This window comes from Sphaerisporangium sp. NPDC051017 (assembly GCF_040683095.1).
Taxonomy (GTDB): Bacteria; Actinomycetota; Actinomycetes; order Streptosporangiales; family Streptosporangiaceae; genus Sphaerisporangium.
In genome coordinates this window covers 137,905-151,198 of sequence record NZ_JBFBCI010000013.1, presented here as the reverse complement: position 1 = coordinate 151,198, position 13,294 = coordinate 137,905, and the positions used below count along the sequence as shown (strand labels likewise).

Here is a 13,294-nt window from a genome sequence, read left to right as displayed (position 1 = left end):
CGCTGTTCCCCCACGGACCACTCCCCCAAGTGGCTCAGTCCGTCGAGACTCTCAAAGTCAAAAGATCAGCGACGACGAGAAGAAGACTTCTCCCCATAATTCCCCGATCTGTCGATCATCCCAATAGCCCGATTGCCTTCACCGCTTGGGATCAAGCTGCGCGATCACGATCTCGCTGGCCATACGGCAACCTCTCCCACTCGGTGTGACACGACCTTACCCAACTGCCGGACGCGTCGAAGTGCGAGTAATGGGCGCGAAGTGGCAGCGCCTTGCCGCCCTCCTTGATCTTCCATAAGAAGTCGGCCGAGCCGGTCAGGAGATACTGGCCAGGCGTGTTGTCCCTGTCCACGTCAGCCTCTCGGCCCTGAAGTGAAGGTCGAGCTTGCAGCTCCTCACCGTGCATGGAGTGCACGGGTCAGGCCGCGTCATCGGCAGCGTGACTCACTGCCCAGCACGCAACACCACCAGACGCAGGAATTCGGCGTGCCAGGTGGTGTTACGGCGGCGGGCCATCATCGGGCACGTCCTTGAAGGATCAGTTCCCACAGGTCGGCGAGGGGTGCATATCGCAGCGGGGGGCTTTGGGCGGTTGTCTGGCCGGGGGCGGTGCGTTCGATGTGGCCGTGCCCTCCTGCCGTGATCAGGTAGTACACGACCGGCTTGCACTGGCAGGTCCAGCGCACTAACCGTCGCCCGTACTCGGCCTGAGCGGCGCGCTGCCAGTCGATGGGGACGCTGTCGGGCTGTGGTTCGGGGACGTGCGGCCCGTGCCCGGCGGTGCCGTCGGTCGGCGTGAGGGGTGTCATCCGGTGCCCTCCCGCCGTACCCGGCCGGTGACGACCGCTGCGCAGTCCTGGCACATCAGCACGCCCGGCATCCATATGACCCGCGACCCGGAGATGTCCGCGACCCGGACCTTGATGCCGCATGCCGCCGTGGCCTCGGCACGGGGGACGGCGGCGGGCCACGGTACGGCGTGTTTGGTCATGGACCCGATCACCAGCGCCACGGCGTACAACCGGCGGTCCTGACCCGGGACGCCGGTGGTCCCTGCGGCTTCCGGGCCTTCCGGTGCCCGGCATCCGGTGGTGGGAGGGAAGTAGCCGCCCGCCGAGATCCGCGCGGCTGGCCCGAACCCGTACGGATCACGCAAATCGTCCTTGACCCCTTCGGCGGCCCGCACCGGCTGGACAGGTTCGGGGGCGTGCGCGTCCGGGCCGGTCATGCCACCCGCGCCCACGGTTCCCCCGACCCGCTCACCGTCCCCGCAGGAGCACCCAGTTCGGCCTCGCGCATCAGTTCGCGTAGTTCGTCTACGGTGGTGGCCTCGATGCGCAGTGGGGCGTGTGCGTGCCAGAGGGCGATGGCGACGAACCGGCGGCATCCCACGCCGTAGGACACGAACCAGCCCGGCTCCAGTTGGTCGAGTTGGGCGGCTGCGGCTCGTTTGGCTGGATCCCAGCGCCGGGACTCCACCTGTACGGGCGTCGCGCCGATCCGGTGCCGCCCCGGTTCGCGGTTCACGCGGCAGACCCGAACTCGTGAGGCTGGACTCGGTCCTCGCCGCGCCCGTACGGCCGGACGCGGTCTTCGTCGCGCTGGTACGGCTGAAGCCGGTGTTTCCCGTGCTGGTAGGAGTCGGCGGACCGGTCGCGGTCAGGGCCAGGGGAGCGGACATGGTCGAACGGGACGGCCGACGTCAGGGGCCGCGCGTGCCTGGGCAGGTGGGCAACCGCGGGCGGGTGCAGCCGCAGCGGACGTACGGGGGCCGCCACCGGCAGCGAGCCGCCCAGCCCGAGACGCCGCCGCGCGTCCAGACGGGCGCGCATCTGGGCGGGCGTCGGCTGCTCCCACTGGTGGTGACGGCGGTGGGGCAGGCTGGAGGCGTCGTGCGCGTACGCCGGGTGCCCGCACCAGCGACAACCAAGCGGCAATGGCGGGGCATCGGCCCCCCAGCGGATCCTAGTCTTAAGCATGGGTCAGGACCTCGATTCCTGATCAAGGCCCCGGGTTCCCGGTGTTACCGCACCGGGCCGGGGCCGCCAAGCGATTCGCATGACGTGCTGCCATGCAAACAGGCGGCCGGTTACCGTGGCAGAGTTGACCTGTTGCTCTCCGTGGCGAGTCAACATGGTCAACACCCGTCGATCCCCCAGGACAGGCCATGACGATGACCTTCGGTGAGCGGATGCGAGTCCTTATGGGCGAGCGCGGGATGTCGCTGCGCGGGCTCGCCAAGACGATCCACTACGACGTCGGTTATTTGTCAAAGGTCGCAAATGACCGTAAATGCCCGTCACTTCAGGCGGCCCAGAGGATCGACGGCGCGTTGGAGGCGGGCGGCGAGTTGGTCGCGCTCGTGCAGGCCGGTGCTACGTCCGGTACGCGGGATGGGGGCTTCGCCTTCGATGATGAGATCGATGCTTTGGAGTTCGCGGAGCGCGTCGCTGCCAGCGATGTCGGGAATGAGACGCTGACCAGGCTGGAACTGGCCATTGACGATCTGGCGACGGCTTATCCGAGTACGCCACCGGGGGAGCTCCTCGAACGCGTTCGCCGCCACTTGTCCTACATCGCGCGCCTGATCGATGCTCGTAAAACTCTTTCCGAGCATCGGCGGCTGCTCGTCGTCGGTGGCTGGCTCTCCCTGCTCGCCTCGACATGCCACGTCGATCTGCGCCAGTTCCCGGCCGCCACAGCCCGTCTTCGAACGGTCGCCCAGATGGCGCGGGAAGCCGAGCACGCCGAGATCGCGGCTTGGTGCCTGGAGACCGAGGCGTGGCAGGCCGTCACGAATGGCGACTACCGACGGGCCCTGACCTTGACCCAGGGCGCGCAGACGGTCGCGCCGCGAGGAGGCTCGGCGTACATCCAGGCGACCGCCCAGGAGGCCAGGGTGTGGGCGCGTCTGGGCGCGGGACCGGAGACCCGTGACGCCCTCGACCGCGTCGCCGCGTTGGTCTCCCCGCTGCCGATGCCCGAGCGCCCCGAGCACCACTACCAGTACGACCCCGCGAAAAGCGACGCCTACATCGCGACGACCCTGTCATGGCTCGGCGATCGGGCGGCCGAGCCGTACGCGCGGCAGGTGATCAGGCGCCTGGAATCGACCACGGATGGCCCGCCACGTCCGCGCAGAGCGGTGAGCGCGCGGCTGGACTTGGCCCTGGCCCTCCTCGCCTCCGAGCAGTTCGACGAGGCAGGGCAGCTCACGCTCACGGCCGTGACCAGTGGCCTGCTCGTACCCTCGAACTACTGGCGCGCCCGTGAAGTGATCGCCGCCATCGAAGCACGGCGTATGTCTGCTTCCGGCGAGCTACGCGAGGCATACCGGGAACTGTATGCGCCTACTCGTTCAGGCCAGGGGTAACCGAGGACGCGTAGTTCCAGCTTCCGGTCTCTGCTCTCGTGGCTTGAGGTCAGCGGGGGGTCGTCGCCGGGAGATGCCGCCGAGGCTCGGAGGTGAGGTCCCTGGGCTTGAGGTGAGAACCTTTGGCGGGCTGAGCTGCGGTGATGCGCGGGGCGATATCAGTGCGAACTTGATGAGGATATTAGACATCTATAGCTATGGTCGTGTTTCCTCATCATCTCTGATGGACGAAGGCAAGGAAGAGGCTGTGCTGCGGGATCGGTCGGGGGCCGGGGCGAAGATCGGACGGCTTGTCGCCATTGGGGCGGCGGCGGGAGTGCTGGTGGCGGGGATCGCCCTGCCGACGGTCGGAGGCGCGGGCTTCGGCCTGGTGTCGGCGGCCAACGAGATCGACCTGAAACCGGAGGACCTGCCAGAGCCGCCGCCGGCCGAGGTCTCGATCGTCCAGGACGCCAAGGGCAAAGAGATCGCGCGGTTCTACGAGCAGTACCGCCAGGTCGTCGGGCTGGACGCGATCGCCCCGATCATGCGGACGGCGATCGTCTCGATCGAGGACTACCGCTTCTACGAGCACGGCGCGATCGACCTGGAGGGCACGCTGCGCGCGCTGGCCACGAACCTGCGGTCCGGCGGGGTGAGCCAGGGCGGGTCGAGCATCACGCAGCAGTACGTCAAGCAGGTGCTGCTGAACTCCGCCTCCACCCAGGAGGAGAAGAACCAGGCGGTCGAGGCGAGCTACGCGCGCAAGCTCAAGGAACTGCGGTACGCGATGGGGGTCGAGCAGAAGTACACCAAGGACGAGATCCTGGCGAAGTACCTCAACATCGCCTATTTCGGCGCGGGCGCGTACGGGGTGGAGGCGGCGGCGAAGCGGTTCTTCGGTGTCAGCGCGAACGACCTCACCCTGCCGCAGGCGGCGACGCTGGCGGGCGCCGTTCAGAGCCCGTACGCAACCGACCCCAACCTGGGCAGGAAGCAGCGTGAGCGGTTGCTGAACCGGCGCAACGTCGTCCTGGGCCGGATGGCCGAGTTGGGCAAGATCACCGCGGCGGAGGCGGCGCAGGCGAAGGGCGCCAAGCTCGGCTACAAGGGCACGAAGCTTCCCGGAGGCTGCGAGACCAGCAAATATCCGTACTTCTGCATCTACGTCCGCAACGAGATCCTGAACAACCTCGACTTCGGCGCGACCACGAAGGCGCGCGGGCAGTTTCTCAACCGCGGCGGGCTGACGATCAAGACGACGATCGACCCGTCCATGCAGGCCGCCGCGGACAAGGCGATCAAGAAGTGGGTGAGCCCCTCCGACAACCCCGTCGCGGCCGAGGCCCTCGTCCAGCCGGGCACCGGCGCGATCAAGGCCATGGCGGCCAGCCGCGAGTACGGCCGGAGCAGGGCCCGCAACGAGATGTCCTACAACCTGGTGGCGGACGCGGCGCACGGCGGCGGCGTCGGCTTCCAGGCGGGTTCGACCTTCAAGACGTTCACGCTGCTCACCGCCCTGAGCGAGGGCTACAAGATCGACGACGGCATCAGCGCCGGGGCCGGCTTCCGCGCCTCGGGGTACTCGGCGTTCAAGGACTGCAAGGGCCAGAACATCGGCGACCCGAGCCACACCGTCACCAACGACGAGGGATCGCCCGGCTGGAAGACCCTGCAGACCGGCACCTGGCAGTCGGTGAACACGTTCTTCATGGAGTTGGAGCAGCGCGTCGGGCTCTGCGACGTGGTCAAGACCGCCCAGTCGCTGGGCGTCCACCGTTCCGACGGAGGCAAGCTCCAGCAGTACGAGACGTTCACGCTCGGCATCAACGAGATGGACCCGGTCACCGTGGCCACCGCGTACGCGGCGATCGGCGCCCGCGGCCAGTACTGCGCGCCCATGGCTATCAGCCAGATCACCGACAGGGATGGGAAGATCACCACGTACAAGCCGAAGTGTAAGCAGGCGCTCGACCCGGAGGTCGCCGACGCGGCGGCCGACGTGCTGTCCGGCGTGTTCACCAAGGGCACGATGCGGTCGGTGGGCGGCATCGGCCGCGACGCGGCGGGCAAGACCGGCACCACCGACGCGTACGCCAGCGCGTGGTTCGCCGGGTTCACCCCGGATCTCGCGGGCGCGGTCAGCATCGGCGACCCGCGCGGCTCCCAGCAGCACAAGCTGATCGGCGTCACGATCGGCGGCCGGTATTACGGGTCGGTGTTCGGCGCGAGCATCCCGGGGCCGATCTGGAAGGACACGATGCTGGCCGCGCTGAAGAACGTCGACCCGACGCCGTTCACGGCGATCAACGCGGACCGCTTCGGCGGTTGCGGCCAGAGCTGCCGTCCCGCGCCGTCCACCCCCGACCCCAACGCCGGGGACGGCGACCCCAACGTCTTCACCATCCCCAACGGTCGCGACGGCACGGGTGGCGGCGACCCCTTCGCGGGCACTCCCTGACCTGCCGGTTTGCGCGGGTAGTAAGGCGTGGCCGTCAGGTAATCCAGGTGGGGTCGCGGGGACGCGTACTCTCCTTTGTTTGGGTCGGTTGTGCGTCTCCGCGAGGGTCGGCGGCCGTGGGTGTGGCCGTCCGGCGTCGTGCGCGCGCGGGCGGCCCCGGGAAGGGAGGTCGGTGCGTGCGGACGTGTCGCCGTCTCGCGACCGGTCCCGGCGCCTCCGTTCCCGCGCGAAGTGATCTCCTGCTCACGTACGGTACCGGCAGCACCGGCAGCACGGAGAGCTTGGTGCGGATCGGCCCGCGCGCTGCGATTAGGCGGTTGAGCAGGAGTTATGCCGTAATCGCATGCCGCGCTCATGGTGTTTTGATGTCCGGTGCGAGCTTTGTCCCTAGTGCGAACTTTGTCGCGGAGGTCGATGGTGGCTCGCGTGCGGACGCGGGCGCTGTGTGCCGTGTGAACTGGGCGGTCGCGTTCCCGAAACCGGAGGAAGACCGACTTGGTCTGCTACGGCGATGCCTGCAGCATGGGCGTGGCTTTCCTGGAACAATTGGTGAGGCGGCTAAAGTGTGAATACTTCACCATGGATAACGGGATCGATAGTAAGACGAGAGCGCGCCAGCCGGGGGGATCGGCGCGAGCGGAGGCGTGATGGCTCGCAGGTCAAACGTCCAGCACGGTCCGCGGACCGCTGGCGAAAGCGAGCATTCGACGTACCCTCCCTCGCCCTACGACCCGGATCCTGAGCGCGTGCCGGCACGTGGCAGGAGCGCGGTTCGCCGCGGCGGCTGGTCCGGTGGGGGCGGGCGGTGGCTCGTCTGGACGGGCAGGATCATCCTGTGGGCCCTGATCGTCGTGATCGTGGTCAACGGTGTGCGCGCGGTCATCGAGCGGATGACCCAGTCGGACACGCCGGCGAGCATGGCGGCCACCCCGACGGGCTCCGGCTTCCCCGAGAAGGAGGCGACGGCGTTCGTCAGCCAGTTCGCGAACGCCTATCTCAACTTCGACGGTGCGAAGCCGGACGACCGCGCTGAGCGATTGAAGCCGTTTCTTCCCGAAGGTGCGGCCGACCGCCAATTGGGATGGAATGGTGTTGGCAGAATGTCCGCCGGAACTTTTCAGCTAGCGGACATAGAGGTGCAGGACGCGCAAAATGCGGTCGTGACCGTTTTCGCCCAATCGGGCCCGCAGCGCTGGAAGCTATCCGTCCCTGTTTACACCTCTGGCGGCAGTTTCGTGGTCTCCGGTGAGCCCGCCCTGCTGCCGGCCGGCGGTCCCGCCGGGCTTCCCCAGGTCGCCGGGCCTGAACACGACGAAACCGCCGAAGCGGAGCTGCGCCCGCAACTCGAGGGCTTCTTCAGGGCGTACGCGCAAGGCGACGCCACCCAATTGCAGCGATATGTCGTCCAGGGTGTGACGCTGGAAGGCTTCGGCAACAAGCTCACCTTGTCCGAGCTGAAGAGCGTCACGGTTCCGCCAGGGGGCACCAGCCGCGAGATCACCGCGGTCGTCGTGTGGGGCATGCCGACGACCACCACCGCCTCGCCGGCCGCGACGGCCGGCGCCGGCGGGCAGTCCGCGGGCCTGGAGCAGGCCTACCGGCTCACCGTCGAGAAGCAAGGCGACAACTGGTACATCAAGGACATCCGCGGCGCGACCCGGTCCACAGGATGAGGCCGGGAGCCATGACGAGCGAGGGAGCGGAGAAGGTAACGCGACGACGCGGGACCGCCTCGCGGACCGCCCGGCGCGACCACAAGCAGGAGGACGGAAGTTGATTCTTAAAGTCATCGTCGAGAACGCGCTGGAGGCTCTCGCGCCGACGGCGCCGGCAACGCCGACAGGTGGGGTCAACACGGAGGGCCTCGCGGAGTTCCTGCGAAAGTTCTTCGCCCCGCTGTTCCTCGTCGTGGTGTCCGTCGTGGCGATTTTCTTCCTCTTCACGCGGGAGATCACCAGATTCGTCCAGTTCATCATTCTGGCGGTCGCGATCGGAGTGATCTTCTACGTGCCCAACGTCATCGAGGTGACGGCCAAGGCCATCGCGGGGGCGCTCGGCATCAAGTGAGCGAGATCGTGTGGCTGTGACTGGGAGAGGAGGATCGGGTGGACCTGCCTACCTATACCAATATCTGGCGAATTGAGAAGCGGCTCTACAAGCTGTACGACCTCCGGCTGCCGATGCCGCTTCCGATCGTCTGGATCGGTGTTTTCCTGGGAGTGCTGGTCCCGTGGTCGGTCCTCCTGGCGGTCGTCGGGGTTCCGTTCGAGGCGCCGTGGCACGTCGTCTACCTCGTGCCTCCGGGAATCGTGACCTGGCTGTCCACGCGGCCGGTCATCGAGAGCAAGCGCCTCAACGAACTGCTCCAGTCGCAGTTGCGCTACCTCGGCGAGCCCAAGACCTGGTGCCGCCTGGCGCCGGCCGAGGAGCCCGACGAGATCACGTTCACCGCCAAGGTGTGGCGGACGGCGCCGGGGGCCGCGCGGGCCGTCGCCGCCGCGAGCGTGAAGTCCGCGTCCACGGCGGGGGCCAGGTCCGGGTCCAAGTCGCGGCGTGGCACCCGGGCGAAGCCCAAGCACACGGCTCCTCGTCGTCGGCCGCTGGAGGCGTTCGGTTCGGCGCGGCAGGTTCCGTCCGTCAAGCGGGGCGACGCCCTCGTGCCGGGCGAGGTCCGGTCCGTGTCCGGCGACGCGCGGCCGGTTCCCGGTGAGGTGCGCCCGGCGGTGGCCGCCGCGGCCGCCGCGGTGACCACGCTGCCCGGGGCCGAGGCGCCCGCGCTCATGCCGAGCGTGCGGGGCCGGGCGTCCGGGCGTGCCAGGGGCGGTACGGCCGTCCAGCCCGACGCCGCGATCCCCGCCCTGCCGCCGAGCCCTGGCCGGGAGGGGCCGGCCCGGGAACGTCACGGCCTGCCGCCGAAGCCCGACCGCCTCGTCGACCTGCCGAGGACGGTCGCGCCCCGGCCCGCCGCGGAGGCCGAGACGCCCGCCGCGGAGCCGTCCAAGCCGTCCACGGGTCTGTCGACGTCGGCCCCCGAGGCCGCCAAGCCCGGCAGAGGTCTGTCCAAGTCGGCCCCCGAAGTCGCCAAGCCCGCCAGGGGTCTGTCCAAGTCGGCTCCCGAGCGGACGGTCGTTCCTCCTCCGGCGCGCCCGGGGCTTCCCCCCGCGCCGATGACCCTCCCTCCGCTGCCGACGAGTGGTTCCAGCACTTCTCCTGCTTCGTCTGGTCCGTCCGCCGAGGCCGGGGCCGAGGCGGGCTCCGGTACGGACGCCGCCTCGTCGGCCCCCGCGCCGATCGGCACCGAGGCGCTTCGCCGTCTGCGCAGGCTCGCGGCGTCCGCCGAGAACAGGGACGCCGCCCCTGGCCGCAGTTCGGCGGGCGCCGGTGCGGGTGCGTCGGAGCGCATGGCGTCCCACGAGTGGCCCACCCTCGGCCACGACCGCCCGGCGTCCACCGGCACTGGTGAGCCTGCCTCCGGCCGGCGGTCGAATGACGAGTCGGACGTCGAGGTCGGACCGAACGTCCCGTCGAATGTCCGAGTCGGATCGAACCTCCCGTCGGATGCCCAAGCCGGGGGGAACGACCCGGCCGATGTCCAGGCTCGGACGAAGTCCACGGACGCGGATGTCCGCGCCGAGAGCACCGGCGAGCAGCGTGCCGCGGAGACGCTCGGCGGTTCCGAGACGCCGGGAGCCGTTCCCGCCGAGGCGTCACGGGCTCGTGCCGGTGGCCTCGCGAGTGAGGGGCGGGAGCAGCACCGCAAGGGGCAGCCGCCGCGCGCGGCGACTCCGCGCGAGGGAGGCCGGGGGCTCGCCGCCTCCCGGCCCGCCCGTCCCGAGGCCGCACCCGGGACGAGGGCGCCTGTGCGGGGCGCTGCCGGGCGCGAGCAGGTGGCGCCGCCGTTGTCGATTCGGGCGGTTCCCGGGACGGGCGATCCGGCGGTGCCGTCGCTGCCCGTTCCGGTACCCCGGCCGGGGGACGAGCCGCGGGTGCGGCGCGTCGAGTCCGTCGTGGGACGTGAGCAGTCCGGTGGCTGGCGGAGGCTGGCGCAGGTGGTGGTCGGCGGTGGCGCGCCGAGCCGTAACGACGGCATCGAGGCCGACGAGGCGCGGGCGCGCACCGTGCTGAACGGCAGCCGCCGCGTCGTCGTGCTCGGGTGCACCGGCGGCGCGGGCCAGACCACGACCACGCTGATGCTGGGCCACACCTTGGCCCGCTACCGCGAGGACCGCGTGCTGGCGGTGGACGCCAACACCGGCGACAACACCCTGACCGGCCGCATCCACGCCGACTCGCCCGAGTCGCTGACCTCGCTGATGGCGGGCCTGGACGGCGTGAGCGGATACCTGAGCATGCGCGCGTACACGACCCGCTGCGAGTCCGGCCTGGAGGTCGTCGGCTCCGACGCGGACGCGGGCGCGGCGCGCAGGCTGGCCGACCGCAGGCTGTTCTCCGATGAGCGGCTGGCGCAGGCGATGCGCGTGCTCGACCGGCACTACCGCCTGATCCTGGTGGACCCGGCGGCGGCGGTGGCGGCGCGCATGCTCGCGTACGCCGACCAGCTCATCCTGGTCGCGCCAGCCAGCGAGGACGCCTCGGACGCGGTGGCGATGACCTTCGACTGGCTGGACGGGCAGACCTCCGCCGACCTGAGGCGGCGGTCCGTCATGGTGATCAACGGGGTCAGCCGCCGGAGCATGGCGGGCGTGGAGCAGGCGGAGGCGGTCGCCCGCGGCCGGTGCCGCGCGATCGTCCGCATCCCGTGGGAGGACGAGCTGGCCCCCGGGCGTCCCGGGCCGGCGGAGCCGTCCCAGTTGCGGGCCGGTGGGCGCAGGGCGTACGTGGCCCTGGCGGGTGTCGTGGCAAGCGGGCTGGCGGCGGCGAGCCGCCCGAGCGAGGAGGAAGTGGCGCAGTGACCTTGCAGCGAACCCTGCGGCGAGCCGTGCGGCGAACCGGGGAACGGGCGGCCTGATGGGCCGGTCGTCGCGGTCGAGGAGCAGGCTGGCCGTACGGTATTTCGACGATCGGATCCTTCTCACCGACTCATCCGCATGGGCGTATTTCCGGCTTCCGACGGTGAGCTACGAGTTCGTCACCGCCGAGGAGCGCGAGGCCCTCGCCACCAACATCACCATCGCGCTGGCCGCGATCCGCATGTCCGACGCCGAGGTGCACCTGCGGGTGGCGCACCGGGCGTACCCGGCCGCCGAGTGGGCGATGGCGCTGAACGCCACCTCCGACGAGGGGGAGGGCTGGCGCGACTACCTGGAAGACATGTACCGGCACGTCTGGGCGAAGGACTTCTGGACCAAGGAGGTCTACGTCGGCGTGCGGCTCGGCCCGCGCGGCGCCCAGCTCGGCACGGGCGTGTTCGGCCAGCTGTTCGGCTTCTACCAGCGCAGCGAGGCGGCGCTCGGGCTGGAGGACGACCACGTCCCGGCGAGCGAGATCGCCAAGTGGACCGACCAGGCCGAGCGTCTCGGCCGGGCCCTCGGCTCCAGCGCCCTGTACGCCCGCCACGCGTCCTCCGGCGAGATCGCGTGGCTGTTCCGGCACGCCGCGTCCGGCTCGCTCGGCGACCCGCCGTCGTCGGCGACGCCGTCCAGGAGGTGGGGGGAGGGCGAGATCGAGTCGCTGGTCGAGGGGCAGATCCACAACGGCCGCTCGTTCCTGCGCATCGAGCAGCCCGGCGGCGACTCCTACGTCGCGCACCTGTCGTTCGCCCGGTTCCCGGACCTGATGCCGTTCCCGGACGGCGAGCCGTGGCTGCACTTCATCGACCAGTTACCGTTTCCGGTCGAGGTCAGCTCGCGGATGCGCCTCATCCCGCCGGTCAAGGCGAGCAAGGACGTCGCGCGCAAGCTGGCCCACGCGCGGGACATGGACATCCACATCCGCGAGGCGGGGGCGGAGGCGCCGATCGCGCTGGCCGAGCAGATCGACGCCGCCCGCATGCTGGAGCACGGCATCACCAAGGAGCGCCTGCCGTTCGTGTACGGCTGGCACCGGCTGATCGTGGCCGCGCCGACCGAGGAGATGTGTCTGCAGCGGGTCGAGGCCGTGGTGGAGCACTACCGCGACATGGGCATCGACATCGTCAACTCGACGGGCGACCAGTTCTCGCTGTTCTGCGAGGCGCTGCCCGGCGAGCGGGTGCGCGTCAACGCGTACGCCCAGCGGCAGCCGTTGCGGACGATCGCGGGCGGCATGGCCACGGCGACCGTCGACCTCGGCGACCGCATCGACGAGAGCGGGGCCGGGTGGGCGGGGCCGTACATCGGTGAGACGCTGGGCCGTGCCCGGTCGATCGTCCACTTCGACCCGCTGGTCGCGGCGACGCGCAACCGTCCGACGGCCATCGCGATCACCGGCGAGCCGGGCGGCGGCAAGACCACGCTCGCGCTGCTGCTGATCTACCAGATGGCGCTGCGTGGGGTGACGGTCGCGGTCATCGACCCCAAGGGGGACGCCGAGTCGCTGGTGCAGCTCCTGCAGAAACGCGGACGCAAGGCGCGCATCATCCCGCTGGGTTCGGCGGCGCCGGGCCTGCTGGACCCGTTCTCCTTCGGCGACGACATCGCCGCGAAGAAGACGATGGCGACCGAGACGCTGCGCCTGCTGCTGCCGCGCATGTCGGAGGAGCGCGAGTCGGCGATGATCCAGGCCGTGTCCACGGTCTCCAACGGGGTGGACCCCTCGCTGGGCAAGGTCGTCGACCACCTGGAGCAGGCCGAGGACCCCGCGTCCAAGAACCTCGGCGCGGTGCTGCGGTCGATGGCCGAGATGCACCTGGCGCGGCTGTGCTTCGACGCCTCCGGCGGCGACCAGATCGACACCGAGGGCTGGACGACGGTGTTCACCCTCGGCGGCCTGACCCTGCCCGACGTCACGACCGTCCGGGACGACTACTCCTACGAGCAGCGGCTGTCGGTGGCGCTGCTGTACCTGGTGTCGCAGTTCGCGCGGCGGCTGATGAACGGTCTGGACCGCCGGGCGCCGAAGGCGATCTTCCTGGACGAGGCGTGGGCGATCACCTCCACGCCCGAGGGCGCCAAGCTGGTGCCCGAGGTCTCGCGCATGGGCCGGTCGAGGAACACGGCGCTGGTGCTGGTCTCACAGAACGCGGGTGACCTGCTGAACGAGCAGGTCACCAACTGCCTGTCCTCGGTGTTCGCCTTCCGGTCCACCGAGCGCACCGAGGTCGACAGCGTGATGGCGCTGCTCGGCGTGGAACCGTCCGAGGAGCACAAGGGCGCGCTGCGGGCGCTCGGCAACGGCGAGTGCATCTTCCGCGACCTGGACGGACGGGCCGGGCGCATCGGCGTCGATCTCATCTCCGAGGAGTTGCTTCGGTGGCTGGACACGAATCCGACCCACGACAAACCCGGCGAGAGCGTGCATGATCCTCGTGGGCGAGCGAGTAGGTCGGCGGCTGCGCAGGAGGTGCGGTCATGAGACATCGTGGGCGGAGTGAGGGGCGGGCC

10 protein-coding genes are annotated in these 13,294 nt (G+C 70.0%); 6 read left to right on the top strand and 4 right to left on the bottom strand.

Annotated features, from left to right (window positions below; translation table 11 throughout):
• Positions 1-515 precede the first annotated feature (515 nt).
• From AB0M95_RS14375 to AB0M95_RS14360, 4 genes are read right to left on the bottom strand one after another with little or no spacing between them, the layout of a single operon-like run.
• Positions 516-809 (bottom strand): hypothetical protein, encoded by a 294-nt coding sequence (locus tag AB0M95_RS14375; protein WP_363763645.1) that lies wholly within the window; start codon positions 807-809, stop codon positions 516-518.
• Positions 806-1,228 (bottom strand): hypothetical protein, encoded by a 423-nt coding sequence (locus AB0M95_RS14370; protein ID WP_363763642.1) that lies wholly within the window; start codon positions 1,226-1,228, stop codon positions 806-808. Before AB0M95_RS14370 ends, AB0M95_RS14375 begins: the two co-directional genes overlap by 4 nt.
• A complete protein-coding gene (locus AB0M95_RS14365; protein WP_363763639.1) occupies positions 1,225-1,527 on the bottom strand; it encodes a hypothetical protein in 303 nt (100 codons plus the stop codon). The genes AB0M95_RS14370 and AB0M95_RS14365 overlap by 4 nt, the downstream gene beginning before the upstream one ends.
• On the bottom strand, positions 1,524-1,937 hold the full coding sequence (locus tag AB0M95_RS14360) for a hypothetical protein (RefSeq protein WP_363763636.1): 414 nt from the start codon (positions 1,935-1,937) through the stop codon (positions 1,524-1,526). The genes AB0M95_RS14365 and AB0M95_RS14360 overlap by 4 nt, the downstream gene beginning before the upstream one ends.
• Before the next feature lie 230 nt (positions 1,938-2,167).
• Between AB0M95_RS14360 and AB0M95_RS14355 the strand changes: the two genes are divergently transcribed.
• The 6 genes from AB0M95_RS14355 (at position 2,168) to AB0M95_RS14330 (ending at position 13,265) form a co-directional block, all read left to right on the top strand.
• Complete coding sequence (locus AB0M95_RS14355; RefSeq protein WP_363763635.1) at positions 2,168-3,373, top strand: helix-turn-helix transcriptional regulator; 1,206 nt, start codon at positions 2,168-2,170, stop codon at positions 3,371-3,373.
• Positions 3,374-3,596: 223 nt separating this feature from the next.
• Positions 3,597-5,813 carry a transglycosylase domain-containing protein gene (locus AB0M95_RS14350; protein WP_363763632.1) on the top strand — a complete coding sequence of 739 codons (2,217 nt, stop codon included), beginning with the start codon at positions 3,597-3,599 and terminating at the stop codon, positions 5,811-5,813.
• A 746-nt stretch (positions 5,814-6,559) separates the two neighbouring features.
• Positions 6,560-7,486 (top strand): conjugal transfer protein, encoded by a 927-nt coding sequence (locus AB0M95_RS14345; RefSeq protein ID WP_363763629.1) that lies wholly within the window; start codon positions 6,560-6,562, stop codon positions 7,484-7,486.
• A gap of 130 nt (positions 7,487-7,616) precedes the next feature.
• Positions 7,617-7,880 (top strand): hypothetical protein, encoded by a 264-nt coding sequence (locus AB0M95_RS14340; RefSeq protein WP_363763657.1) that lies wholly within the window; start codon positions 7,617-7,619, stop codon positions 7,878-7,880.
• Positions 7,881-7,918: 38 nt separating this feature from the next.
• Complete coding sequence (locus AB0M95_RS14335) at positions 7,919-10,726, top strand: TcpE family conjugal transfer membrane protein (RefSeq protein WP_363763626.1); 2,808 nt, start codon at positions 7,919-7,921, stop codon at positions 10,724-10,726.
• Positions 10,727-10,781: 55 nt separating this feature from the next.
• Entirely contained in the window at positions 10,782-13,265 is a 2,484-nt protein-coding gene (locus AB0M95_RS14330; protein WP_358519380.1) for an ATP-binding protein, read from the top strand.
• The last annotated feature ends 29 nt before the right edge of the window (positions 13,266-13,294 follow it).